Origin of the sequence: Bacillus cereus group sp. MYBK227-1, assembly GCF_051916325.1 — a bacterium.
Classification (GTDB): domain Bacteria; phylum Bacillota; class Bacilli; order Bacillales; family Bacillaceae_G; genus Bacillus_A; species Bacillus_A cereus.
On sequence record NZ_JBQAGK010000005.1, the window covers coordinates 228,116 to 254,241 of the forward strand.

The following is a 26,126-nucleotide window of genomic DNA, read 5'->3' on the forward strand; positions in this document are numbered from 1 at the left end:
AGAAATCGTGAATCATTTCATTATAAATCCAAGAATGTTTAACGCTTACAAACAGCACTCACACTTACTTCTTAGTCGTATGCAGCGAGGCTCATTTCACCCTTCTCACATCCAAATTAGGGAGGCGAGTGGTGTGCACGATTACATCAAAGAGAGAACTATCAAGATTGGTAAGTATATCGTGGAGACAAGAAAGACAGTGCGTGTCATTGCAAAGGAATTTGGGGTATCAAAGAGTACAGTCCATAAAGATTTAACAGAGCGTCTACCAGAAATTAATCCAGAGCTCGCAAATGAAGTGAAAGAAATTCTTGATTATCATAAGTCTATTCGTCATTTAAGAGGTGGAGAAGCAACAAAGCAAAAGTATAGAAAAGAAGATGTAGAGAAGCCTGTACGTCAATAATGTTACAGTAGCAAACATTCCGTTCACATTCGGTAATATTTTTCAGAAGAATTCTTTTTGCGAATATTACGTTTCTGTTAAATTTATGATAAAATCAGAAATTAGGTGAAAAGAATTCGGGTGTAACCTGATTTTGAATATCGAGGAGGAAAAAACGGGAATGTTTGCGCGAGATATCGGAATTGACCTAGGTACGGCTAACGTATTAATTCATGTTAAAGGTAAGGGTATTGTATTAAATGAGCCATCTGTTGTGGCAATTGATCGTAATAGTGGTAAAGTATTAGCAGTAGGTGAAGAAGCGAGAAGCATGGTGGGACGTACGCCTGGTAATATTGTAGCAATTCGTCCACTTAAAGATGGTGTAATCGCAGACTTCGAAATTACAGAAGCAATGTTAAAGTATTTCATTAACAAATTGGACGTAAAGAGCTTCTTTTCAAAACCTCGTATTTTAATTTGTTGTCCAACAAATATTACATCAGTAGAACAAAAAGCAATTCGTGAAGCTGCTGAACGTTCAGGTGGTAAAACAGTATTTTTAGAAGAAGAACCAAAAGTAGCCGCAGTTGGTGCTGGTATGGAAATCTTCCAACCAAGCGGTAACATGGTTGTTGATATTGGTGGAGGTACAACAGATATCGCTGTACTATCTATGGGTGATATTGTTACCTCTTCCTCTATCAAAATGGCTGGCGATAAGTTTGATATGGAGATCTTAAACTATATTAAACGTAAGTATAAGCTATTAATCGGAGAACGTACTTCAGAAGATATTAAAATTAAAGTTGGTACAGTATTCCCAGGTGCACGTAGCGAAGAGCTTGAAATTCGCGGACGTGACATGGTAACAGGCTTACCACGTACAATTACAGTATGCTCTGAAGAAATTACAGAAGCATTAAAAGAAAATGCAGCTGTTATTGTACAAGCTGCAAAAGGCGTATTAGAGCGCACACCACCAGAATTATCTGCAGATATCATCGACCGCGGTGTTATTCTAACAGGCGGTGGAGCTTTACTACACGGTATCGACATGCTTTTAGCAGAAGAACTAAAAGTACCAGTATTAATTGCTGAAAACCCAATGCACTGCGTTGCGGTTGGTACAGGTATTATGTTAGAGAATATCGATAGATTACCAAAGCGTGCTTTGAGATAATTTGAAAGAACTAAGGCTGACGCCTTAGTTCTTTTTTTTTCGTTTTTATATTTTTTTATTTTGATTTTTTGCGAAAATGGAAGGAAAATAGAGAAATGTGAAGGAAACAGGTAAAATATTCATATATATGGTTAAATTTAATATTTCCTTAATTGAAAACGTTTATAATATAATGAGTCGAATACGACATTAAGGCAAATAATGTTTCAATACATATTGCCTTTCCCTAATTTGGGCATACACTCCTTTCCACCTCCGTGTCAGTTGCAAAAATGTGCAACTATTTTAATGGAATAGAGTGTGTGCATTTTTTTTAGGAAGTTGTGCTAAATTTAAAATGTTACTTTGTAATGACAAACAATAAACAAAATGGGATAATAGCAATATGTCCAAGTGGTAAGACCAATATTACAAAAGGGGCGATTGTTACATGCTAAATATAGAACAAATTAAAGAAATCATTCCTCACCGCTATCCATTTTTACTTGTTGATAAAATATTAGAAGTAGATGAAGGTAAAAGAGCGGTTGGGATTAAAAATGTATCCGCAAACGAAGAATTCTTTAACGGACACTTCCCTGACTATGCAGTTATGCCTGGTGTACTTATTGTAGAAGCATTAGCACAAGTCGGAGCAGTTGCAGTATTAAAGAAAGAAGAAAACCGCGGAAGACTTGCTTTCTTTGCAGGTATCGACAATTGCCGTTTCAAAAAACAAGTACGCCCAGGTGATCAGCTTCGTCTAGAAGTAGAAATGACACGCGTACGCGGCCCAATTGGAAAAGGAAAAGCAATCGCAACAGTAGATGGTGAAGTTGCATGTGAGGCAGAAATTACATTTGCGATTGGTGATAAAAAAGAATAGATAGTACTAAAAAATCTCCTTGTGAAAAGACAAGGGGATTTTTTAATTTCTGCTATATAACGATTAAACAATAATATACAAACTAATCAGAAAATATCTTGTAAATAGATGGTAATTACCATATACTTACTTTATTATTTATCTAGAAAACAGGATAAGTGATAAAGGTAATAAAGAAATAAAGAAATAAGGGCATTGTCATATTGTTAAGGTACTTAAATAAGACAAAGTAGGATGTTATTGATTATGATGAAATGTGGGGAACTCAGCAAGAATATTAATTAGACGTATGAAATCGAGCATAAGAGAGAGAAAAGGGAAATGTCGCATTTCACAAAAGGAGATTATGAATATGTTCGGGAGAAAGAAAAGAAAACCATTACGACAATTAATTACACATAAAGAGCCTAAATCGCGTATTACAGAACAATACCGTAACATTCGCACAAATATTGAGTTTACATCTGTAGATAATCATGTTCGTTCTATTATTGTTACTTCAGCCGATCCAGGTGATGGGAAAACAACAACAATCTCAAACTTAGCAGTTGTTTTCGGACAACAAGGAAAGAAAGTTTTATTAATTGGAGCTGACTTGCGTAAGCCGACGATACAAAACTTATTTGCCATTCATAGTTCAAATGGGCTAACGAACTTATTATCAGGACAAGCAAAACTTATGCAATGCATTCAAAAAACAGATATAGAGAACGTATACTTAATGGCAGCAGGTCCAATCCCGCCAAACCCAGCAGAACTATTAGGAAGCCGGGCAATGGACGAGGCGTTGCTAGAAGCATATAACATGTTTGATATTATATTAATTGACACACCACCTGTCCTTGCGGTTACGGATGCACAAATACTTGCAAATAAATGTGATGGAATAGTACTCGTTGTACGAAGTGAAAAGACGGAAAAAGATAAAATCGTAAAAGCGAAACAAATATTAGATAAAGCATCAGGCAAACTACTTGGAGTCGTTCTAAACGATAAAAGAGAAGAAAAAGAGCAGTATGGTTATTACTAAAATATAAAAAGCCAACAAAATTTTTGTTGGCTTTTTTGTTTTCTGAAAATTATTTATCAAGTTATACAGTGTAAAAAGCATGATATGATAAAATTTTTGGGAAATCATTGGAATGTGTTGTCATATTTAAGATTATTTTGTAAGATTAAACTTGTTTCTTGTGAACAAATATAGAACTGAATTATTAAAAATAAAAAATGTAAGATTTATATGTTATAATTTTTCCTATGTGTAAATTTTAGAAAGTTGGAGGAACTTATGGAAGAAACAATTAGTTTAAAAGAGTTATTTCATATCTTAAAAAAACGTTTAGCAATGATCCTCGTAATCGCCTTTGGTGCAGCTATTGTAAGTGCTATCATTAGCTTCTTCTTTATGACACCAATCTATCAATCTTCGACGCAAATTCTTGTTAATCAGAAGAAGCAAGAGGGATCGATGTTTCAAGCTGGTGAAGTTCAAACGAATATTCAATTAACGAATACATATAAGGTTATTATTAAAAGCCCAGTAATCTTAGAACAAGTGAATGAAAAATTAAATTTAAATATGACAGCGCAAGAGTTAACGAAAAAAGTTAATGTTGCGAATGAAAAGGATTCACAAGTAATCGCTGTAACAGCTGAGGATAAAGATCCTAAAATAGCTCGTGATATTGCGAATGCAACTGCAGATGTGTTTAAAGGTGAAGTTGCAAAAATTATGAATGTTGATAACGTAACAGTAATATCTAAAGCAGAAGTTGCAGAAAATCAATCTCCGATTAAACCAGCGCCAATGCTTAATGTAGCAATTGCTTTCATTGTTGGTTTAATGGCTTCAGTTGGCCTTGCATTCTTACTAGAATACTTAGATAATACGGTGAAAAAAGAAGAAGATGTAGAAACCTTACTTGGCTTACCAGTGTTAGGAATTGTAGCTCGTATGGATGAAGAAACAATGAACGTGAAATCACACGCTCCATCATCAAGAAAAGTGAGGGGACAAACAATTGGCTCTTAATTTATTTAAAAAGAAAAAGAATCATCGTCAACGCCGTCAATTAATTGCTCATCAACAACCGAAATCACCGATTTCAGAACAATATCGTAATATTCGAACGAATATTGAATTTGCAGCTGTTGATACGAATTTACATTCATTAATGGTCACGTCTGCAAACCCAAGTGAAGGGAAAACGACAACGACAGCGAATATGGCAGTTGTGTTTGCTCAACAAGGAAAAAAAGTATTATTAATTGATGCAGATATGCGTAAACCAGCAATGCATCAAATGTTCCAAGTAGATAACATTTTTGGACTTACGAATGTACTAACACATAGTGAACGTTTAGAAAAATGTGTACAGACGACATCTGTAGATAATCTACACTTTTTAGCTTGTGGCCCAATCCCACCAAATCCAGCAGAATTATTAGGTTCAAGATCAATGAAAGAACTTCTTGGACAAGCATACAGCATGTACGATTTAGTTATTTTTGATATGCCTCCAATTTTAGCTGTTACCGATGCACAAATCATGGCAAATGTATGTGATGCTTCTGTTCTTGTTGTTCGTAGTGAATCAACAGAGAAAGAAACAGCAGTAAAAGCAAAAGGGTTATTGGAGTCTGCAAAAGGTAAATTGTTAGGTGTTGTTTTAAATGACCGTGAACGTGAAAACGGCTTATATTATTATTATGGCGCAAACTAATTAAAAGGATGAGATATGTTTCAACCATATCTCCTTTTTTCCCTTGAATATGAGATGTCTCATATTCAAGGGAAAAAAGACTGATAGGAGAAAGGAAGGTTGAAAGAATGATTGATTTACATTGTCACATTTTACATGGTATCGATGACGGTGCACAAACAGTAACAGATAGTTTAGCAATGGCACAACAAGCCGTATCAGAAGGAATACATACAATTGTCGCAACGCCGCACCATCAAAATGGCAAATATGTAAATGAACGTACCTCAATTATTCATCACGTAAAACAACTAAATGATGAACTACAACAACATAATATCCCACTTACCATTTTACCGGGGCAGGAGATTAGGTTATATGGTGATTTATTAGAAGACTATGAAGCTGGTAAAATCGTTACTTTAAACGAAACCAATAAATATATATTCATTGAATTCCCATCTAATCACGTACCGCGTTATGCGGAACACCTATTATATGAATTGCGTGTTAAGGGAATGATTCCAATTATTGTTCATCCGGAACGTAATGCCGAGTTAATCGAGCGGCCAGATAAGTTATATAACCTTGTAAATAAAGGTGCACTGACGCAAGTAACGGCAGGTAGTTTATTAGGGAAATTCGGTAAAAAAATCAAAAAGTTTTCACTTCAACTTGTAGAACACAACTTAACACATATGGTTGCTTCAGATGCACATAACATAACGTCAAGAGGATTTCATTTAGCGGAAAGCTATGAATTAATTGAGAAAGAATTCGGAATGAATGTTATGAGTGATTTGAAAGAAAATCCGTACTTATTAATTAGCGGGAAGGCAATTTACAAAGAAGATCCAGAACAAATTCGTCGTAAAAAATTGTTCGGTATTTTTTAAATAAATAATTGGTGATGTCTCCTAACCGTTATCAACGGGGGCACTCGGTCGTGCTGTGGGTAGAAATTTTATTTCATGCCTACCTTAGACGCTTGTCGTCGGGAGTATGGCGTGAGGATGGGTTAGATGCCCATAATTTATTTGTAATAGAAACTCTACCTATGGAGTTATAAAAATGACTCTATAGGTAGGGTTTTTGTTATTGTTACATACAAATAAATAGATTTATAGGGGGAGTATAATTGAAAAAAGTAAGAAAAGCGATTATCCCAGCTGCTGGTCTTGGGACAAGATTTTTACCAGCAACAAAGGCAATGCCGAAAGAAATGCTACCTATCGTCGATAAACCGACAATTCAATACATAATAGAAGAAGCGATTGAATCAGGAATTGAAGACATTATTATTGTTACTGGAAAAGGAAAACGTGCCATTGAAGATCATTTCGATCACTCTTTCGAATTAGAACAAAGCCTTTTAGAAAAAGGGAAGTATGAAATGCTTGAAAAAGTACAAGCTTCTTCAAAAATTAACATTCATTACATAAGACAGAAAGAACCAAAAGGTTTAGGGCATGCAGTATGGTGTGCACGTAAATTTATTGGAAATGAGCCATTTGCGGTATTACTTGGTGATGATATAGTACAAGCTGATACACCATGTTTACGTCAATTAATGGATCAATATGAAGGTACACAATCATCCGTTATTGGTGTACAAACAGTGCCAGAAAATGAAACACATCGTTACGGTATTATCGATCCAGTTGAACAAAATGAACGTCGTTATCAGGTGCGTCAATTTGTAGAAAAGCCAGTTCAAGGAACAGCGCCATCTAATTTGGCAATTATGGGACGTTACATATTAACACCAGAAATCTTTATGTTCCTAGAGAATCAGCAGACAGGTGCAGGTGGCGAAATTCAATTAACAGATGCGATTCAACGTTTAAATGAAATTCAGCGTGTATTTGCTTATGATTTTGAGGGAACTCGTTATGATGTTGGTGAGAAGTTTGGGTTTATTAAAACGACAATTGAGATGGCGTTACAACATAAAGAATTAAAAGATGAATTATTGGAGTATATGACTGAACTTATAAAAATAGAAAATATACATGTGTAAAGGTGAGGTGAAAAGGTTGGAAGAAAGAGGATTAATACATAAATCTGTGGAGAAAGAAATAAGTGTAGTGAAAAAAACATCAATTTTACATGCATTTTTTAAAAGGACACTGGATATTATAGGTGCTATTGTGGGTTTGATAGTATTTTCTCCATTTTTTATTATAATTCCTATCCTTTACATGCGTGGGGATGCGAAAGGACCAGTTTTCTTTAAACAATCCAGAATTGGTAAAGATGGTAAAGTATTTGGTATTTATAAATTTCGTTCTATGGTAGTTAATGCAGAAGAGAAATTAGAAAAAAATGAAGTTTTATATAAGAAATATGTAGATAATAACTATAAGCTTGAGCCAGAGGAAGATCCACGTATTACAAATATAGGGCGCTTTTTACGAAGAACAAGTTTAGATGAACTACCACAGTTTATCAATGTCCTTAAAGGTGATATGAGTTTAGTTGGTCCAAGACCAGTAATTCAGGAGGAATTAAAAGAATACGGCTCTAAAACTTCAGACTTTTTATCTGTGAGTCCTGGTTTAACAGGTTATTGGCAAGTGAGTGGTAGAAGTGATGTAGGATACCCAGAAAGGGTGGATATAGAATTATATTATGTATACAATCAATCTTTAAAATTAGATATTATTATCTTATTTAAAACAGTTTTATTGGTCGTATTACGTAAGGGTGCTTATTAAACATAATAATCACGTTTTTGAGATTATTCATAAATAGATTCCTTGAGAGAGTTATAGCTTGTTCTATCTGAGGGATCTATTTATTTTTTTATGTCAAATTTTTAGAAAGCTGAATAATATTAGATATATCATTATAAATATTAAATCTGATACATTTAATGGAATTAAGAGGTAATGTAAAATATGAACGGAAAATATTTTCTTATAGGTCCTTATCCTCCTCCATTGGGGGGCGTGAGTATATATATATATAGGTATAGTAAATTTTTAGAAAAACAAGGTGAAGAAGTAGAATTTATCGATTTTGATAAAATGGGGCGTTTAGAAAAGTTTAAATTTTTAATGCGTTATTGTTTAATATCACCACAAAAGCATACTTTCCACCTTAATGAATTTAATACATTAACTATGATCGCTTTATTGTTACGGCCATTTCAATGTAGGATTATTTTACAAAATCATTCTATAAGAATTTTAGATAATTTTCGTAATATAAAAAAAATAATGACTAAATTATTTATAAAAAAAGTAGATTATTGTGTGTTGGTTGGAGAACATTTAAAAGATGGATATAGAAAGAATAACATACAACTACCAAAACGAGTCGTGGTAAAATCACCCTTTATACCACCTCCATTAGAGGATGAAGAACATATTTTATCGACGTATAGTGAAGAGGTTATAAGTTTTTTAAATAACCACGAACAAATATTAATAGGCAATGCCTCAAAGATTACATTTTATAAGAATATAGATTTGTATGGAATTGATATGTGTATAGAAGTAATAAGAATTTTAAAAAACAAGTATCCCAAAATAGGATTGATTTTTGCTTTGGCAGAAATAGGCGATGAAGAGTACTTCAAAAGTATTTTAGAAAAAATTAAAGAATATAAAATAGAGGGAAATATATTATTTCTTACAGGACAAAAAGAATTATGGCCTCTATTTAAAAAATCAGATATAATGATTCGACCAACTTATAGTGATGCTTACGGTATAAGTATTGAAGAAGCAATTTACTTTAATTGTAGAGCTATTGCAAGTAATGTTTGCAATCGACCAGAGGGTACGATATTGTTCGAAAATCGAAATATAAATGATTTGGTATGTAATATTGAAAAGTGTATTGAAGATATGGATTTTAAGGAGAAATCATTATGATGCAGCCATTAGCAAAGCTGAAAGGGAAAATCCATAATAATATAATTCAACTAAGAAAAAAAGGTTTTTTTAGTTTATTATTAACAAAATTTTTAGTACAGTTTGTTGGGTTTGGAAGTGTTATTTTAGTTGCAAAATTTATTTCTCCTGAAAGTATGGCACAGATAAAAAGTTTGCAGACTTATTTAATACTAGCTGTTCTAATAGGTACTTTTGGACTCGATACGGCAATATTGAAATATTGTTCGGAACCTAGGGAGGACAGCGAAAAAAATTATCTCCTCTCATATGCGATTCGGAAAAGTATAATTTTTTGTGTGATTTCTGTAATATTATTTAACTTGTTTTTAATTTTTTCTCCGAAATACTCTGTATTTCAGTGGGGTGTATATACACTGTGTATTCCAATGCTTACTATGACAAATCTTTTGATGAATTATTTGTTAGCCCTGAAAAGGGTAAAAAGAATGGCTGTTATACAATCAATAATAAAAATTCAAAATGCAATATTTATTATTATAGGTACGTGGTTTTTCGGTATTAAAGGATTTATAATCGCAACAGTTCTAGGTTTAATAGTAGGATTATTTCCGCTGTTTAAAGAAGTAAATTCCATAAAAGTGACTTATAATATGTCTGAGAAAATACCGTTTACATTTTGGAATGTTGCATTTTTTAGTTTTTTGGCGAATTTTACTAACAGTATAGGGAATTATACAGATATTATTATTATGGATAGTTTTATTACAAATCGAGTTGAGATGGGATACTATGCAATAGCAACTATATTTTTGTTAGGGGCAACGCAAGTTACCGCTACTTTACAGAATATCTATACACCTTATCTGACTGAAAGTAATAAAGATATTAGTAAGTTAAAACAGATGACTTTTAATATACAAAAAAAGACTTTAGTAGTGAGTATTTTTGTAGGGATTACAGTTTATTTAGGGGCAAAAATATTTGTTCCTATTTTTTATGGGAACTCTTATATAAATACTGTTACATATACTGGAATATTAATGATTAAATACGTAATATATTCATCCTATGCAATTGTAGCAATTATGTTAATTGCCCTAGGAAGAATGAAAGAGAATTTTTTAGTAAACCTTATTTCTGTTCCCATCATTTTGTTAATTAATTATTTTATTGGAAACCATTTTTCTATCATTGGAATAGCATGGGCGCAAGTATTTAATGCTCTATTGGTATTGGTTATACAATATGCTTTTGTTTTTATAGTGATAAAGAAAGAGAGAAGATACGTTTAAGTTGTTTCTAGAAAAAATAGAGAGTTTTTATAGTAAAGAGGCAGGTGATAGCATATTGAACTATTTCAAAAAAATAGAAGGGTTGTCTGTAAAAGAAGTCCTAGAGAAAGCGAAAAGAAAAGTAGTTTATAAATCGTCAAGAAAGGCCGAATGTTGGAAAGATAGTATAGCTTCTAGTTACTCAAAAGAATTTTTTAATTATGAACTAGAGGAGATTTTATCAAAAACCTTGGAATATGAATTTGACAAAAATGAAGTGTTACAAATTAGGGATTTAACTTCACTGTATATGAACCATTATTTTGATTTATTAGGATCAGGTTGGTTAAATGTTAAATATAACATGAAGTGCCGGGGATTGGAAAAATATCAGTATACTTCAAAGAAAATTGAAGTTGATAAGAATAGTGATTGGATAAAAAACTTAATTAATAAAGGAAACCAAAATTATAGTGAGTATGTTAGGAGTCATATATCTAGTAGTTATGTACCTATAGATTGGCGAATTGATTTTAAATCGGGGTATACGTGGGACTCAAAAAAACATTATTCAGAGTTGGCTCTTAATACAGTACCAGGGATTGATGTGAAAGTTCCTTGGGAACTTTCTAGAATGCAACATTTAATTCAATTTGTTTGGGCCTATATGCTAGCAGGTAAAGGAAACAAAGAATTTGAAAATCCTAAAGTATATGAAAGAGAATTTCAAGATGAAATTCTTGATTTTATATCTGCAAATCCTCCTAAATTTGGAGTGAATTGGACATGTACTATGGACGTTGCAATTCGAGCCGCTAATTGGATTTTAGTTTATGATTTATTTAAAGTACAGGGGGTAGAATTTAATAAGGAATTTAAAAAAATATTTGTACTTTCTATATATGATCATGGGAAATTTATTTTTAACCATCTAGAACGTAATAAAGGTATAAGAAATAATCATTATTTATCTAATATTGTAGGATTATTCTTTATTTCTGCATACCTTCCTGTTACAAAAGAGGTATCGACATGGTTAAACTTTTCATTCCAAGAATTAATTCAAGAGATGGGCTTCCAATTTTATGAAGAAGGTTCAAACTTTGAAAATTCTACTACTTATCATCGCTTATCTGGCGAACTTATGCTTTATGCAACAGCGGTAGCTCTAGCGTTGCCTAGAGAGAAAATAAAGATATTACATAGTTATAAATTGCAAGATCATATTGGGGTTTGTAAAAAACTAGGTTTTGAAATTGATCCGGATAAATTTTGGGATTTTCATAGCGGGAAAGTATTTCCTGAATGGTACATGGAGAGATTAGAAAAAATGGCTGAATTTACAGTTGATATTACTAAGCCTAACGGAGAAGTTGCGCAGTTTGGTGATAATGATAGTGGGAGATTCTTTAAGACACAGCCAACGTATAATTTATTAACAGTTGAGGAGGCTAAGCAAAAATATTTAAATTTAAGTACTTATAATGAATTAAGTGATACAGAAAAGTACTGGGATGAAGACTTTTTAGAACACCGCTCTTTAGTCGCGGGAATTAACGCTTTATTTAAAAAGAAGAAATTTTTTAGCTTTGTAAATAAACCTTCTATAGAACATACATTAATTAAAAATATAGTGAAAAATAACATTAAACGATATGAAGAATCTATTTCACAGAATTTAAAATATAATGTGTTAGAAGTTTCCATAAATGAGCACGAGAAAAATGAAATAAATAAATTAGAGCAACAAGAAAAATTTGTTCAATATATTTTTAATTCTAAATCAAATTTAGTTGAAGGTTTAAAAAAGATAGCATATCCTGAATTTGGTATGTATATCTTTAAATCTCAAGATTTTTATTTAGCTATTAGGTGCGGGAAATTAGGTACTAATGGAAAAGGAAGTCATGATCATAATGATCAGCTCAGCATTGAATTAGTAATTGATGGGGAAGATATTATAAAAGATCCTGGAACATACTTATACACCCCAATACCAGAGAAAAGAAATTTATTTAGGTCAACAAAAGCACATTTTACAATTCAATTAGGTGATATAGAACAAAATAACTTTTATGATGGATTGAGTGGCTTATTTAACTTAGAGCATAATACAAATAGTCAGTGCCTGGAATTTAAAAATAATAGTTTTATAGGGTGCCATAGTGGTTATGGTCAGAAAGTGTACAGGAAAATAGTGATATCTGACAAACAGATAGTGATAACCGATTTTGGAACGAGTATTGTTAATCAAGAATTCATTTACTATTCAAACGGCTATGGGCGGATTATGGAAAATAAATAAAGAGCATTTAAAATTAACATTTATAGGGCATAACCCTAGTGGATTAATGGGCTAGGGAGAAAAATATTATGTTATATGATGTATATTAAATGAATTTTAGAAGGGATTTATTACAAGAATATGAAGAGAGTAATGGTAATTAGTTATTGGTATTATCCGGAAAATGTGGCCCGTGCTTTCCATGTGAAGGGTATTGTATCTTCTTTGATACAAGAGGGTTATCATGTTGAGTTAATAATTCCTAGAAATAATATGTATCAAGAAATCGATGCTAGAGAATCAGATAATATAACTGTACATCAAGTGAAACCGGGCATTTTACTTCATAAAGAAAAAAATAGATGGGATGTGAATAAAAATATACTAAATAATTCCCAAAGTAATTTCCTTATTAAAGGTTTGAAAAAACTGTATGATGTACTTGTTTGGCCAGATCGAACAGTTGAGTGGGCAATAAATGCATACCGTTATGTGAAAAAAAATAAACTGCATATTAATAGTGAAGCTATGGTGACTGTTGGATTGCCGGTTTCTACTCATATTACAGGACATCTATTAAAAAAAGATGCTTCACATTTAAAGTGGATAGCTGATTACGGAGATCCATTCTCTTATAATCCAGATCGAGAAATAAGAAAATATGATAAGTTTTTAGAATCAAAGATACTTAAGAATGTCGATTCCATAGTAATCCCAACAGAAAATGCGGTAGATTGCTATACTAATTTAGGTGTCAATAGGTCGGAAATTCATGTTATTCCTCAATTATTTGAAGAACAACAAGGTGAAAGTAGCTATAAGATAGATAAGGAAAAATTTAATATAATGTATGCAGGATCTTTTTATAGAGGGATTAGAAGTCCAGTGGAGTTTATCCATGGTCTAGTATTAGCTAGTAAAAAGAATCCAAAGCTACATTTTCATTATTTTGGAAATGTCAATGCGCTAGAGGAATTTTTGGAGATGGAAGGGCTTGATATAAAAACAATTCCCATTACAGTCAACACCTTTAAAGATAGAAGTGAAATTATTAGTATTATGAAGAATATGGATTTATTAATTAATTTAAATAATAAAAGTACAAGTCAAATACCTAGTAAAATTATTGATTACTTGTACGCAGATACGAGAATTTTGAATGTAGGATCAAATTTAACTGAGCTATTTGATAATGTTGATAATGAAAAAGAAAAAATCGCAAAAAAATTAGTGGAGATCAGTAAAGCCCCATCTAATTTTGATTACTCTGAATTGAAGAGGTTTTATAGTTATAATGTTAATTCAAGTAAATATAATAGTATTCTTCAAAAGGGAAATTCTTGATTTATGAAGAATTTATCAATTTTATATAAGGTGTTTGAGAAAATATGAATGTAAAAATCAATAATTTATTACTAGTTTATGTAGCAGTATTAGTTTTGGCGATTTTTGTAAGCGGCGTGGCGCAGAATATAACAATAATTTTTAGTTTATTAGTGTTGAATATACTGGTATACAGACGTTTGAAATTGAATAAACCAATAATTTGTTTATTAGGGATAATGTTGACGATTATATTTGTAATTATAGTATATATTCAATACTATAATGCCATCAACTTAGGCTTTAGCGATGGGAATTTATTTGGGAAAATCGGGGAGAATTATTATGCTGATACAAAAAATTATTATGATGAATCCCAACAACTTGTACAGATACTTTTTAGTCAGAACTTTAAATATTGGTTAACAGGTGATTTTCCTCATTTTGGATTTTATGGCCCGTATAATGCCTATAATATACTTAATGCTGTCTTAATTAGTATATTTGGACCTAACCTTTTAACTTTGATATTATTAAAATTAAAAGTAAGTATTTTAGGTTATTACGTATTATATAAGATAGTAATTAAATACTTAAATGATAAATGGGCTATTTTCTCAATAATGTTATATGAATTATACCCAGCCAATTTACTTGTCGTATCCACTCTTTCTAGAGACAATATAAACTCTTTTTTAGTGATACTAGTATGTTATTACTGTATATATTTTGTTGGAAATAACTTTGAAAATAAAGTAAAGTATACTATTAAAATTTTAATTACATTAATATTTCTGTTTTTATTTAGGGCATATGCCGCTCCTATTACTATTATTTCGTTGAGTTGTGCGTATTTTTTCTCAAAAAAGCAGCCTGTTAAAAATTATTTATTGGTAGCTATGTTGATGGTTGTTGTAGTTATAGGATGCTATGTTTATGGATTCGAAAATGTACAAAATAAATTTACACTAAATGATGGAACTCAGCCATGGATAGCAGAGCGTTCTAAAGGATGGAACTTAGTTATATATAGTGTACTGTATAGCTTTTTGGGACAAACAACAATTTTAAATAATTATGATTTATCTGCGTTTTCTGAGTTTTTGAATCTATCTTCTTTTTATTATCAAAATTTCATTTTGATGTTCAGCTCTGTAGGTATAATTATTCTTATGATTATTAGAAAAAAACAAAAGGATACTTGGATTTGGCTGTTATGCTTTATAATGCCTATTTTGTTTATCCTTTTAATTACAAGTGTATATGGACTTCCAATACCTAGATTATATAATATGTGGATATGGTTAAATTGCTTGTTAATAGGAATCATAATCAACAGATTTAGGGAGAAGTTATTGTTCTTAGGCTTAGTTAGTTTTAGTCTTATTGTTATGTTGATAGTTTTTTTGGTTAAATAATCTATACGTTAAATACAATTAAAGCATTTGTTTATATAAAAATTTAAAATGCTCAAACATAGATAATTATTACATGTGTTTTATATAATGATTATCTATGTTTTTTATTATTATACGAAGTATGAATTGGAGAGGTCTTATGTCAGAAATAGCGTTATTAATTCCTGTATATAACGATCAGGTTGGTTTAAATCAAACCTTAGAATCTTTATTAAAGGAAACAAAAGAGAAAGTAGATGTAGTAGTTGTTGATGACGGTAGTAAGGAACCAATCTATGTTCCTGAGACTGTGGGGATTCACCATATTATTTTTATAAAATCCGAAGTCAATAAAGGAATTGAGCATGTCTTAAATTTAGGATTAAAGTATATTTGTGATAATGGCTATACATTTGTTGCCAGGATAGATGCAGGAGATACAATTGAACCTAATCGATTTTATAAACAGAAACAATATATGTTAGATAATCCAAATTATATGTTGATAGGATCGAACGTAAGGCATACAGATATGGATGGTAAAGAAGTGTTTATAGAGCGTGTGCCGCTTTCAACAGAAGAGATAAAAAAGAAGATGCATATTAATAGTTGTTTCCCACACCCATCTGTTATGTTTAGAACAGTGATTATTGAGGATATTGGTGTATATCATACGGATTTTCCGGCAGCAGAAGATTACGAATTTTTCTTTAGGATAATGAATAAGTATGAGGTTTCAAATTTAGATGAAGTTCTCATTTGTAAAGAAATTAATCCTAATAGTATCTCATTAAGTAGGCGAAAGAGACAGTTATATAGCAGAATTAAAATTCAAAAAAAATATTTTAACCCCCTAGTTTTAGAAAGTTATATGGGATTAGTAAAATCTTTTATCTTGCTAATAGCTCCTAATAAACTAATTATTGGTATTAAGTCTTTACTAAGTAGATCTTCTAACTAATGATAAAAGGGGTCATGAGCAATGAAAAAGGTTGTTTTTATATGTGAGGCGTTAGGTGGAGGAGTTAGGAGACATTTAGTGGACATACTCTCCAATCTAGATTTAGATGAATATGAGGTACATGTTGTACATGGTACTCAGCGGGTAGATGATGTATTTCTATCGGCAAAAAATAAGCTTATGAAAAAAGGGCTTTATTTTTATGAAGTCACAGAAATGGTAAGGGAATTATCAATTAATAATGACATAAGAGCTACAAAATCAATTATAAAAATACTAAGAGAAATTAGGCCACAAATTGTTCATTGTCATAGCTCTAAAGCAGGTGCAATAGGCAGGATAGCGGCAAAAATATGTGGGATAAAAAGGGTATACTATACACCACATGCATATGTATTTCAAAACCCAAATTTATCCCTAAAGAAAAAATTTGCATATAAAAATATTGAAAAACTATTAGGCTTCTTAACAACAAAAGTTCTTCATGTTTCAAAAGGTGAAGAAACATTTGCCTTGGAGCATAAAGTCATTTCGTTAAATAAGTCAATGGTAGTATATAATGGTATTTCATTTCCCGCTATAGATAGTAAATTTCCTTTAAAAGATTGTGAAGAGAAATTGATAGTAGGAACGATTGCGAGAATGGATTATCAAAAAAATCCATGGTTATTTATTCGTATAGCTGAACAGGTAATTAGGGAAAATCAAAACGTTGAGTTTGTGTATATTGGGGACGGAGAGTATTTTAAAGAAGTTTTCGATTATGTTCAAAAAAATAATTTAGATAAATTTATTAAATTAAAAGGATTTCATTCGAATCCAGATATAGAATTAAATCGCTTTGATATATTCCTATCTACCTCCTTATATGAAGGTATGCCTTACTCATTAATAGAGGCGTTATCATATAAAAAACCTATTATTGCGACGGATGTTGTAGGTAATAATGAAATAGTGCTTGATAATTATAATGGTTATCTTTTTGATAAAGATAATGCTGAAGAGGGAACACAAAAAATATTAGAAATTATAAAAGATCCTATATTATATGACAAGCTATCTAAAAATAGTCTTAGGACATTTGAAGAAACCTTTACAATTGAAAAAATGCTATCTTCAATAGAAGAGTTATATTCCAAATGAAAAAATTATAGGTAGTGCAATGAGTCTTTATAATTAAAGAATTAATCATCATTAATACGTAATAATAGGATTTGATTAATTGAAAGAATAATAAAGTATAGTATTTTTATATGAAATGTTCTAGTAAGTATAAGTTTGTATGATTTTATATTTATTATAATTTTAATATATGAGCTAAATAATAAAAAGATAAGGATTGGTGAAAATGAATAAGAAAGTTTGTGTAGTAGGTTTAGGTTACATTGGTTTACCAACTTCAGCTATTTTTGCAAAAGCGGGATATGATGTTATAGGGGTAGATGTAAACCCTGTTGCAATTGAAATGATTAATCAAGGTAAAGTTCATATTGAAGAGGTTGGATTAGGAGAATTAGTTAAAGATGTAGTAGAAAAGGGGAAATTGAGCGCTAGTGTAGAACCAACCAAAGCCGATGTGTTTATTATTGCTGTTCCTACACCACACAATGCTGATCATACTGCAAATTTAGACTATGTCGTAGAAGCTACTAAGTCTATTTTACCATTCTTACAGAAGGAAAGTATTGTAATTGTAGAATCTACGATTCCACCAAGAACTATTGATGATATAGTGGCTCCAATTATTGAGGAACAGGGATGGAAAGTAGGGGAAGAAATTTACCTTGCACATTGTCCGGAACGTGTGTTACCTGGACGTATTTTAATTGAATTAGTAGAGAATACAAGAATAGTTGGTGGGATTAATAAAAAATCTACGCAAAAAGCAGCCGAAGTTTACGGTTGTTTTGTAAAAGGAGAAATCCTTGAAACTACTGCTGTAACAGCAGAAATGTCTAAGCTTATGGAAAACACATTCCGCGATGTAAATATTGCATTAGCAAATGAATTAGCAAAAATCTCTGAAAAACTTGGCGTAAATGCTTTAGAAGTTATTAAATTAGCTAACCATCATCCTCGAGTAAATTTACATCTTCCAGGACCAGGGGTTGGAGGACATTGTTTAGCAGTGGACCCGTATTTTATTATTGAAAAGGCACCCGAAGAGTCTCAATTAATTTCTAATGCGCGCTTTATAAATAATTCTATGCCTGTATTTGTTGTAGAGCAATTAGCAAAAATTATTCCAGATAAAAATGCAAAAGTTGCAGTTTTAGGAATTACATATAAAGGTAATATCGATGATGTCAGAGAAAGTCCAGCTATGACAATTGTAGATTTACTTAAAGAACAGGGTTATGAAGTTGCTGTACATGATCCTCATGTTCATGAAAATCAGGTCCATTTTAATTTATATAGTCTAGAGAATGCTGTAAAAAATGCAGAATGTATTTTAGTACTAACAGACCATAATGAGTTTAAACAAATAGATGAACAAGTCATTATTGATAACGCAAGAAAGGCTATTATATTTGATACACGTAATTGTATGAATATAAGCAGTAAACAAATTTCTTATTACAATTTTAATAATCTATATGAACTAAGAAGTTTAGCAAGCATAAGAGTATAATGAACTAATTGCAAATGGTTGGTTAAAAATATGTTTATTAAATTAGATATTTTATACGAATTGTATATAAAAATTTGAATTATTGCAATTGAATGCATAAAGGAATTTGATTATTTATGATGACTATAGATATTTTGAATGTATTTAGGCTATAATTGTAACTATGTTTTTTGAGAAATGATTTCGATTTTCGAAAGAAGGTTAAAAAATGAAAAAGAAAATTTTATTCTGGGTTCTAGGTATTATTGGAATTCTTATTGTCGGTGGTGGAGTATATGCTTATACTGTTTATTCTAACGTTTCTAATACATTAGATGCTGTTCATAAACCATTAGATCGTGAGAAATCTGAAAAACGAGAAAAGAAGGTAGATATTTCAGATCAAAAACCAATATCTATTTTAATGATGGGGGTAGACCAACGTGGTGAAGACCAAGGAAGGTCGGATTCATTAATGCTATTTACATTAAATCCTACGACGAAATCTATGAAAATTGTTAGTATTCCACGTGATTCTTATACAGAAATCGTTGGAAAAGGTACAAAAGATAAAATTAATCATGCTTATGCTTTTGGCGGAATTGATATGGCTGTAAAAACAGTAGAGAATTTTCTTAATGTACCAGTTGATCATTATATTGAAGTAAATATGGATGGATTTAAAGATATTGTAGATGCTGTTGGTGGTGTAGATGTAAATAATGATTTAGATTTCACATATGAAGGAATTCATTTTGAAAAAGGAAACATTCATTTAGATGGTAGAAAGGCATTACATTATTCTAGGATGAGAAAGCTTGACCCACGTGGTGATTTCGGACGTCAAATGCGCCAACGTCAAGTAATTCAAGGAGTAATTAAACAGGGTGCTACAGTTTCTTCTCTAGCAAGTTACGGGGATGTATTAAAAGCAATTGAGAAAAACGTTAAAACAAGTTTAACGCAAGACCAAATGTTTGATATTCAAAAGAATTATAAAGATTGCATGCAGAATAGTGAAGAAATCCAAATTCCAGGTGATGGCCACAAAGCTGCTGATGGTATTTGGTACTATTATGTTCCAGATGCAGCGAAACAAGATTTAACGAATAAGTTAAGAGCGCATCTTGAATTGACTAAGTAATATGTAATAACCCAACTCCTTTGGAAGGAGTTGGGTTTATTTTTGCATGGATTTATATTAGTATTATATATTGTGAGATTAATAGATGAGGTGAATCGATGAATAAGAAAGCAGTACTTGTCCTTGTTATTTTTGTATTGTTTGTAGCTTCGATTGTGAGCGGTAAATTGTACTGGAATAAGAAGATTGCAAATGCAACAGGACAAACGAGTGAAGTAACGAAAACAAAAGCTGAAGTAAAAGATAGCGGAGCAAAGAAAGAAGAGAAAAAAGAGGAGAAAAAACAAGATGCAAAGTCATCTTTTAATGAGGCATACGCGAAGAACTTGCCAGATGCAGTGAAAGAGAAGTTAAAGAAAGCTGCTGAGGATAAAAAGGCAGTAAATCTTGTTATTGTTGGTGATGAAGCTTCTTCATCTGAAAAAGGTGCTTGGGCAGCTAAGCTAACGGCTAATTTAGAAACTGCTTATGGTAAAGGTTTATGGAATGTGACTGTAAAGGAATATAAGGGTGAAAGCACAGAAGAGTTAATTACGAATAAACGTGATAAAGAGATTGCAAAAGATAATCCAGATGTGATCTTATTTGAGCCACCATTTATTACTGATAACGGTAAAACTGGTAATGGGAACTCTGTTGTGAATACACAGAAGTTCGTTCAAGCACTTTCTACTAGTGCAAAAGGTGCTACGATTATGATTCAACCATCAAATCCAGTTTATGGTGCGAAAAATTATCCGAAATCGATTGAAGCATTAAAACAATTTGCGACGCAAAATAATTATACATATATTGATCATTGGGGAGCATGGCCGGATGCTTCAACGAAAGCAATTTTACCATACCTACAAGAAGAATTCGGTTTCCCAAGTGCAAAAGGACATGATGTTTGGGCGAAACATGTAACTGATTATTTTGTAGCTAAGTAATAAAGGAGAGATAAAAGGTGTACGAGTTCCCGTATACCTTTTCCTTTTATAATTAAGATATCTGAAAATAGTAGGAGGAAAACAATGAATTCAATTTTAATCTGTGGCGGAGCTGGCTACATCGGTTCTCACGCTGTGAAAAAATTAGTAGACGAAGGTTTATCTGTAGTAGTAGTAGATAACTTACAAACTGGTCATGAAGATGCAATTACGGAAGGCGCGAAGTTTTATAATGGCGACCTTCGTGATAAATCATTTTTAAGGGATGTTTTTAAACAAGAAAATATTGAGGCGGTTATGCACTTTGCAGCTGATTCTTTAGTTGGAGTTAGTATGGAAAAGCCCCTTCAATATTATAATAACAATGTGTATGGTGCACTTTGTTTATTAGAGGTAATGGATGAGTTTAAGGTAGATAAGTTCATTTTCTCTTCTACTGCGGCAACGTATGGTGAGGTAGATGTTGATCTTATTACTGAAGAAACGATGACGAATCCAACGAATACGTATGGAGAAACGAAGTTAGCAATCGAGAAGATGCTTCATTGGTATAGCCAAGCTTCAAATTTACGTTATAAGATCTTTAGATACTTTAATGTGGCTGGTGCAACTCCAAGTGGTATTATTGGAGAAGATCATCGCCCAGAGACACATTTAATTCCTCTTGTGTTGCAAGTGGCTTTAGGTCAACGTGAGAAGATTATGATGTTTGGTGATGATTATAATACACCAGACGGTACTTGTATCCGTGATTATATTCATGTTGAAGATTTAGTAGCGGCTCATTTCTTAGGGCTTAAAGACTTGCAGAACGGCGGAGAGAGTGATTTCTATAACTTAGGAAATGGTAATGGTTTTAGTGTAAAGGAAATTGTTGATGCAGTTCGTGAGGTTACAAATCATGAAATTCCTGCTGAGGTAGCACCGCGCCGTGCGGGCGATCCAGCGCGTTTAGTTGCTTCTTCTCAGAAAGCGAAAGAGAAGTTAGGATGGGATCCTAATTATGTAAATGTGAAAACAATTATTGAGCATGCTTGGAATTGGCATCAAAAGCAACCGAATGGATATGCTAAATAAATATAATAAGTGAAAGAGAGGGTATCGTCGACAAAATATGTTCGACAATACCTTCTCTTTTTTTATAGGATTTTTGCTATACTAAACTGTACTATAATACATGATGGAAGGAGGAGAATGATGAAAATACTTGTGGTTGATGATGAATCGAGTATTCGTAATTTGATTCGGATGCAGTTGGAGATGGAAGGTTATGAAGTATTGGCAGCGGCTGATGGGAGGGAAGCTTTGGAGCGATGGAATGAAGGGCCAGATGTATTGATTTTGGATGTTATGCTTCCGGATACGGATGGGTATGAGTTGCTTCGTTTGTTCCGTGAGAGAGATAGGGATATTCCGGTGCTTATGTTAACGGCAAAGAGTCAGATGAATGATAAGTTGCTTGGATTGCAGCTTGGTGCTGATGATTATGTGACGAAGCCGTTTAATTATGCGGAGCTTATTCTTCGGGTTAAGAATATGGCGCGGCGTGTAAAGAAGACGGAGGCGGCTGTAAGTCATGAAGTAATTGAGGCTGGAGAGATAGTGATTTGTCCTAAGGAAAGAAAGGTACATGTGAGTGGACAAGAGATTCAGTTAACGTACCGAGAGTTTAATTTATGTCAGTTGTTTGTTTCAAATCCGCAGCGTGTATTTATGAGGGATGAGTTGCTTGAGAAAGTATGGGGGTTTGAGTATATCGGAAATACGAGAGCAGTTGATATTATGGTGCAGAGACTTCGAAAGAAGCTTGGGACGAGCGGAGAATATATTAAGACAATTTATGGCGTTGGCTATAAACTGGATTGTTAAGTGGTGATGGTATGTCTTTAAAGCGAAATATGGTGTTTGGAATAGTTGGGCTGTTAATTCCGATTTTTGTTCTTTTATATGCAGTTGTTTATATTACGTTAGAAAAGAATATGTATCATAACGCAGCAGATTCTTTAGAAAAGTTAAGTGTAGAAGCACAAATTTATACGATGAATTATTTAGAGAAGGAAGCAGAAGTGGATACGCTTGGTCCGAATTCACTTTTAATTGCGTCGTATTTAGCGAAGCGTATGGATGTCCGTGTGCAGATGATTGGGAAGAATGGCGATGTTGTTGCAGATACACAAAAAGGAGCATTGCTTCACCGTAACATCGACATTGAGAGTTCCTTGAAGGGGAAAAAGTCTTATGTTTTCGAGGAGGCGGATCCCGCTCCCATTCTTTTGTTTTCAAGCCCAGTATATTATGGAAACGATGTCATTGGAAGTATTCGTTTTATAAATGAGTTAACGGGTGAGAAGGAAGTTTTAACAAATGTGAGTTGGACGTTCTTAATGACATCTCTTTGCCTAGTTGCTACCGGTATTTTCTTTGCAATTCGTTTGGCAAAGTCTCTTCATAAACCAATTGATCAGTTGAGACAAATGGCACAGAGGCTCGCGAATGGTGATTATAAGAGTAAGATTGAGTTAAATGAGTACGTGGAAATCGCTCAGCTTTCAGCATCTTTTAACGCGATGGCCGATGGAATTGAGCTGCATATTAAGCAATTGCAGGAGGAGAAAGAGAAGCAGAAAGATTTCCTAGACCGCATTACGCATGAGCTAAAAACACCGCTAACGGCAATTATCGGTTATGTTGATTTAATTCCGAAGTTACAATCGAAAGAAGATGTACAGGAAAGTCTTCGTTATGTGGCTGTGGAAAGTGAGCGGTTATTATCACTTGTAGAGGAACTGCTTAAGTCCTCGAAATATGGAACGAGTACGTTTGAAGTGTCTCCTACAGTTGTGAATATAAAGGAATTGGCAGAAGAAGCAGTTTCAATTGTGAAACCCCGTCTAAATCAGTTTGAAATTGAAGTGATAAATGAGTTAACAGATGTACATGTTGTGGCGGATTTTGATAAGACGAAGCAAATTTTCTTAAATGTACTTGATAATGCAATTAAGTATAGTGATGCTTCGCACATTCGTATGAATGTAATTGTGAATGAGCAGGAGGCGAAGGTTTTTGTTCATGATGATGGGATCGGTATAGATGAAATGGTGCTTGCAGAGTGGAATGAGTCTCCGAAAGGAAAAGCACTTCCTTCTAGTTACGGGAATGGGTATGGTTTGTATATTTGTCAGGAGATTATGAATAAGCAGGGCGGAAGCATGCGGATTGAGAGTAATGAAGAAATAGGTACTACAATATTCATTACATTTTTGCTTCCGAGAAGGATGGAAGATATAAAAAACTTGAAAGCGGTTAAATGATACATTTATGAAACAATTATGCGGTATTTTCGAAACAACGTTTTTTTATCTTGGAGGTAGGCAGAAATGAAAAGGCTATCATTTCAAATTCTTATGTTTGTCATTTGTATGATTGTTTCTCTTGTTTTGTTTTATGTTATGGAGAAGCAAATATATAATCGAATCAACATTGTAAATGATAAACAAGCCGTTTTACAAAGGGTGAATGAATCTCTTCCAATTGAAGTGAAAGTAAGACATGAAAAGTGGGGAGAAATCGTTGTAACGGATGAAGTTCGTTTGCATACAATTGTTTCATTCTTTGACCGAATTCGAATAGAGCCTGGGGACGTTAAGAGCCAAGAACAAGTATTTACTGGAGAAGTAACGTACTTGAATGGACATAAGCGTACTTTTGCAGTAGGTGACTTGTTCCAGTATGGGGAAAATGTATACGGAAAGAATGGCATGGATCCGATGATTTCAGCACTTCAAACGTATTTATTAAGCCTGTATTACACACCAGAGCGTATTAGTGATTTCTTTGCTTCAGCAAAGGATGTCGTAGTACGTCAAGGTGATGTGGTACGTACTATCAATCTTACGCACATACTTGATTCTATTCGATACGCAAAGCAAATTACAGATTACGGAGAAATTCAGAAGTTATTACAATCGCAGAATGAACCGATTGCTTATATTACAGCTTATAAAACAGGTAAGCGTGTAAAGAATGATCGTGAAGATATTCTTACGATTTCTGTGTATCCATCGTACTTTGTTGTGCAATATCTCGGTGATAATAACGGAAATGTCATGTATATGAAAAGCTCTCTAGCAGAGTTATTCGTAAAGGAGAATGCGTCATGAGAAAGATAGCCTTTTTCTTCTTTTTGCTAGTAATTGGAGGAGCGATGTCTAGTTGCTCTCGAGATACAACCTCTATTAAATATAGTAAAAATGGTCTCCCTATTTTGGATGATCGTCATATTGTTGCGTATGTGGCGGCTCGTGAGGAAGTTGGTGAAGCGTTACTTTCATCATTTTGTAAGCCGCGCGGATGTACGTATGAATTTATTCGTCTTTCAACAGAAGAACTTCTTCGTAGAGTGGAAGAAGAAGCTGGAAATCCGAAGGCGGATATTATTATTGGCGGTACAGTAGATGCGCATCAAATGATGAAGCAAAAAAATCTTTCTATTCCTGTGATAAGCCAACATGCAAATCGTATTTCAAAAACTGTTAAAGATAAAGATGGTTATTGGTACGGTTATGAAGTGGAGAAGCTGGCAATTGCGATTAATAAAGAGCGGTGGAACGAGGAAATAGCGCCGCTCGGTCTCTCGTATCCGTTAAGATGGAAAGATTTATTGAATCCAGTATATAAGGGAAAGATTGTCATGCCCGATCCAAATGTTTCAGGTACAGCATATACGTTTTTCCAGTCACTTATTGATACGTTAGGTGAAGAGGAAGCGAAGGAATATGTGAAGAGTCTGGCAGAACAAGTTGGAGAAGTAACAGTGAATGGTTACATCCCAGCAGAACTTGTTGCGAGCGGTGAATATATGATAGGCATCAACTTTATGGGAGATCAGAGAATGCTTCAAAAACAAGGTTTTCCGATTTTAAGTAACGAACCTGAGCAAACAGGGTTATCTGTTAATGCGATTTCTAAACTAAAACGTGCACCGAGTGGTATTATTGCGGATTTATTTATTGATTATTGTTTATCAGAAGAAGCGGGGCATATTTTAGAAAAAGTGTCGTTTGGCGTACCAACGATGTTTGCGAAGAATGAGAAAGAAATAGAAGGACAGCCGGTTAGAAGGACGAACCAAAATATATCAAATAGCGGAATAATCGAGATATGGAATAGACAGCGTCTCTCTCTGAAGTGAGAAAAGGAGACGGAAAT

24 protein-coding genes are annotated in these 26,126 nt (G+C 33.0%); all 24 read left to right on the forward strand.

Annotated elements, in window-relative coordinates; translation table 11 throughout:
• Positions 1-133 precede the first annotated feature (133 nt).
• The 24 genes from spoIIID to ACTFRM_RS22590 all read left to right on the forward strand — a co-directional run bounded on the left by spoIIID (position 134) and on the right by ACTFRM_RS22590 (position 26,109).
• Complete coding sequence (gene spoIIID, locus ACTFRM_RS22475) at positions 134-406, forward strand: sporulation transcriptional regulator SpoIIID (protein WP_000544012.1); 273 nt, start codon at positions 134-136, stop codon at positions 404-406.
• Positions 407-566: 160 nt separating this feature from the next.
• Positions 567-1,568: a rod shape-determining protein gene (locus tag ACTFRM_RS22480; RefSeq protein ID WP_000457978.1), complete on the forward strand. Its 1,002-nt coding sequence runs from the start codon at positions 567-569 to the stop codon at positions 1,566-1,568.
• A 430-nt stretch (positions 1,569-1,998) separates the two neighbouring features.
• Positions 1,999-2,433 carry a 3-hydroxyacyl-ACP dehydratase FabZ gene (fabZ, locus tag ACTFRM_RS22485; protein WP_000931959.1) on the forward strand — a complete coding sequence of 145 codons (435 nt, stop codon included), beginning with the start codon at positions 1,999-2,001 and terminating at the stop codon, positions 2,431-2,433.
• 352 nt (positions 2,434-2,785) lie between these two features.
• Positions 2,786-3,463: a CpsD/CapB family tyrosine-protein kinase gene (locus tag ACTFRM_RS22490; protein WP_000467956.1), complete on the forward strand. Its 678-nt coding sequence runs from the start codon at positions 2,786-2,788 to the stop codon at positions 3,461-3,463.
• Positions 3,464-3,721: 258 nt separating this feature from the next.
• Positions 3,722-4,465: a YveK family protein gene (locus tag ACTFRM_RS22495; RefSeq protein WP_000393157.1), complete on the forward strand. Its 744-nt coding sequence runs from the start codon at positions 3,722-3,724 to the stop codon at positions 4,463-4,465.
• Positions 4,455-5,156, forward strand: a complete 702-nt coding sequence (locus ACTFRM_RS22500) for a CpsD/CapB family tyrosine-protein kinase (protein WP_001207171.1) — start codon at positions 4,455-4,457, stop codon at positions 5,154-5,156. The genes ACTFRM_RS22495 and ACTFRM_RS22500 overlap by 11 nt, the downstream gene beginning before the upstream one ends.
• Positions 5,157-5,263: 107 nt before the next feature.
• Positions 5,264-6,031, forward strand: coding sequence for a tyrosine-protein phosphatase (locus ACTFRM_RS22505; protein WP_000566189.1), 768 nt, complete (start codon positions 5,264-5,266; stop codon positions 6,029-6,031).
• Positions 6,032-6,273: 242 nt separating this feature from the next.
• Entirely contained in the window at positions 6,274-7,155 is an 882-nt protein-coding gene (bpsC, locus tag ACTFRM_RS22510) for a UTP--glucose-1-phosphate uridylyltransferase BpsC (protein ID WP_000757786.1), read from the forward strand.
• 16 nt (positions 7,156-7,171) lie between these two features.
• On the forward strand, positions 7,172-7,852 hold the full coding sequence (locus ACTFRM_RS22515; RefSeq protein ID WP_000392624.1) for a sugar transferase: 681 nt from the start codon (positions 7,172-7,174) through the stop codon (positions 7,850-7,852).
• A gap of 183 nt (positions 7,853-8,035) precedes the next feature.
• Complete coding sequence (locus tag ACTFRM_RS22520) at positions 8,036-9,016, forward strand: glycosyltransferase family 4 protein (protein ID WP_001013660.1); 981 nt, start codon at positions 8,036-8,038, stop codon at positions 9,014-9,016.
• Complete coding sequence (locus tag ACTFRM_RS22525; protein ID WP_000983542.1) at positions 9,013-10,290, forward strand: lipopolysaccharide biosynthesis protein; 1,278 nt, start codon at positions 9,013-9,015, stop codon at positions 10,288-10,290. The genes ACTFRM_RS22520 and ACTFRM_RS22525 overlap by 4 nt, the downstream gene beginning before the upstream one ends.
• Position 10,291: 1 nt before the next feature.
• Positions 10,292-12,574 carry an alginate lyase family protein gene (locus ACTFRM_RS22530; protein WP_002164648.1) on the forward strand — a complete coding sequence of 761 codons (2,283 nt, stop codon included), beginning with the start codon at positions 10,292-10,294 and terminating at the stop codon, positions 12,572-12,574.
• A gap of 120 nt (positions 12,575-12,694) precedes the next feature.
• Positions 12,695-13,897, forward strand: a complete 1,203-nt coding sequence (locus tag ACTFRM_RS22535) for a transporter (RefSeq protein ID WP_000832603.1) — start codon at positions 12,695-12,697, stop codon at positions 13,895-13,897.
• A 44-nt stretch (positions 13,898-13,941) separates the two neighbouring features.
• On the forward strand, positions 13,942-15,294 hold the full coding sequence (locus ACTFRM_RS22540) for a glycosyltransferase family 39 protein (protein WP_001101150.1): 1,353 nt from the start codon (positions 13,942-13,944) through the stop codon (positions 15,292-15,294).
• Positions 15,295-15,433: 139 nt separating this feature from the next.
• Positions 15,434-16,234 (forward strand): glycosyltransferase, encoded by an 801-nt coding sequence (locus tag ACTFRM_RS22545; RefSeq protein ID WP_001289317.1) that lies wholly within the window; start codon positions 15,434-15,436, stop codon positions 16,232-16,234.
• Between the two features lie 21 nt (positions 16,235-16,255).
• Complete coding sequence (locus ACTFRM_RS22550; protein ID WP_000758171.1) at positions 16,256-17,377, forward strand: glycosyltransferase family 4 protein; 1,122 nt, start codon at positions 16,256-16,258, stop codon at positions 17,375-17,377.
• A 205-nt stretch (positions 17,378-17,582) separates the two neighbouring features.
• Positions 17,583-18,866, forward strand: a complete 1,284-nt coding sequence (locus ACTFRM_RS22555) for a nucleotide sugar dehydrogenase (protein WP_001036872.1) — start codon at positions 17,583-17,585, stop codon at positions 18,864-18,866.
• 208 nt (positions 18,867-19,074) lie between these two features.
• Positions 19,075-19,989, forward strand: coding sequence for a polyisoprenyl-teichoic acid--peptidoglycan teichoic acid transferase TagU (gene tagU / locus ACTFRM_RS22560; protein ID WP_000727081.1), 915 nt, complete (start codon positions 19,075-19,077; stop codon positions 19,987-19,989).
• 98 nt (positions 19,990-20,087) lie between these two features.
• Positions 20,088-20,918: an SGNH/GDSL hydrolase family protein gene (locus tag ACTFRM_RS22565; protein WP_001034163.1), complete on the forward strand. Its 831-nt coding sequence runs from the start codon at positions 20,088-20,090 to the stop codon at positions 20,916-20,918.
• A gap of 84 nt (positions 20,919-21,002) precedes the next feature.
• Positions 21,003-21,995, forward strand: coding sequence for a UDP-glucose 4-epimerase GalE (gene galE, locus ACTFRM_RS22570; RefSeq protein ID WP_001084660.1), 993 nt, complete (start codon positions 21,003-21,005; stop codon positions 21,993-21,995).
• Positions 21,996-22,115: 120 nt separating this feature from the next.
• The gene (locus ACTFRM_RS22575; RefSeq protein ID WP_000699553.1) at positions 22,116-22,787 is read left to right on the forward strand and encodes a response regulator transcription factor; all 672 of its coding nucleotides are present in this window, start codon (positions 22,116-22,118) and stop codon (positions 22,785-22,787) included.
• A gap of 11 nt (positions 22,788-22,798) precedes the next feature.
• Positions 22,799-24,229 carry a sensor histidine kinase gene (locus ACTFRM_RS22580; protein WP_000054026.1) on the forward strand — a complete coding sequence of 477 codons (1,431 nt, stop codon included), beginning with the start codon at positions 22,799-22,801 and terminating at the stop codon, positions 24,227-24,229.
• Between the two features lie 66 nt (positions 24,230-24,295).
• Positions 24,296-25,078, forward strand: a complete 783-nt coding sequence (locus ACTFRM_RS22585) for a DUF3919 family protein (RefSeq protein WP_000826625.1) — start codon at positions 24,296-24,298, stop codon at positions 25,076-25,078.
• Positions 25,075-26,109 carry an ABC transporter substrate-binding protein gene (locus ACTFRM_RS22590; protein WP_001225644.1) on the forward strand — a complete coding sequence of 345 codons (1,035 nt, stop codon included), beginning with the start codon at positions 25,075-25,077 and terminating at the stop codon, positions 26,107-26,109. Before ACTFRM_RS22585 ends, ACTFRM_RS22590 begins: the two co-directional genes overlap by 4 nt.
• The last annotated feature ends 17 nt before the right edge of the window (positions 26,110-26,126 follow it).

Bases quoted from the DNA above. Each gene is read 5' to 3' on its own strand.
- ACTFRM_RS22540 (WP_001101150.1), top strand. From the start codon at position 13,942: ATGAATGTAAAAATCAATAATTTATTACTAGTTTATGTAGCAGTATTA.
- ACTFRM_RS22565 (WP_001034163.1), top strand. From the start codon at position 20,088: ATGAATAAGAAAGCAGTACTTGTCCTTGTTATTTTTGTATTGTTTGTA.
- ACTFRM_RS22575 (WP_000699553.1), top strand. From the start codon at position 22,116: ATGAAAATACTTGTGGTTGATGATGAATCGAGTATTCGTAATTTGATT.
- ACTFRM_RS22495 (WP_000393157.1), top strand. From the start codon at position 3,722: ATGGAAGAAACAATTAGTTTAAAAGAGTTATTTCATATCTTAAAAAAA.
- ACTFRM_RS22490 (WP_000467956.1), top strand. From the start codon at position 2,786: ATGTTCGGGAGAAAGAAAAGAAAACCATTACGACAATTAATTACACAT.
- ACTFRM_RS22555 (WP_001036872.1), top strand. From the start codon at position 17,583: ATGAATAAGAAAGTTTGTGTAGTAGGTTTAGGTTACATTGGTTTACCA.
- ACTFRM_RS22480 (WP_000457978.1), top strand. From the start codon at position 567: ATGTTTGCGCGAGATATCGGAATTGACCTAGGTACGGCTAACGTATTA.
- ACTFRM_RS22535 (WP_000832603.1), top strand. From the start codon at position 12,695: ATGAAGAGAGTAATGGTAATTAGTTATTGGTATTATCCGGAAAATGTG.
- ACTFRM_RS22525 (WP_000983542.1), top strand. From the start codon at position 9,013: ATGATGCAGCCATTAGCAAAGCTGAAAGGGAAAATCCATAATAATATA.
- ACTFRM_RS22580 (WP_000054026.1), top strand. From the start codon at position 22,799: ATGTCTTTAAAGCGAAATATGGTGTTTGGAATAGTTGGGCTGTTAATT.
- ACTFRM_RS22585 (WP_000826625.1), top strand. From the start codon at position 24,296: ATGAAAAGGCTATCATTTCAAATTCTTATGTTTGTCATTTGTATGATT.
- ACTFRM_RS22550 (WP_000758171.1), top strand. From the start codon at position 16,256: ATGAAAAAGGTTGTTTTTATATGTGAGGCGTTAGGTGGAGGAGTTAGG.
- ACTFRM_RS22545 (WP_001289317.1), top strand. From the start codon at position 15,434: ATGTCAGAAATAGCGTTATTAATTCCTGTATATAACGATCAGGTTGGT.
- ACTFRM_RS22505 (WP_000566189.1), top strand. From the start codon at position 5,264: ATGATTGATTTACATTGTCACATTTTACATGGTATCGATGACGGTGCA.
- fabZ (WP_000931959.1), top strand. From the start codon at position 1,999: ATGCTAAATATAGAACAAATTAAAGAAATCATTCCTCACCGCTATCCA.
- galE (WP_001084660.1), top strand. From the start codon at position 21,003: ATGAATTCAATTTTAATCTGTGGCGGAGCTGGCTACATCGGTTCTCAC.
- ACTFRM_RS22590 (WP_001225644.1), top strand. From the start codon at position 25,075: ATGAGAAAGATAGCCTTTTTCTTCTTTTTGCTAGTAATTGGAGGAGCG.
- tagU (WP_000727081.1), top strand. From the start codon at position 19,075: ATGAAAAAGAAAATTTTATTCTGGGTTCTAGGTATTATTGGAATTCTT.
- ACTFRM_RS22520 (WP_001013660.1), top strand. From the start codon at position 8,036: ATGAACGGAAAATATTTTCTTATAGGTCCTTATCCTCCTCCATTGGGG.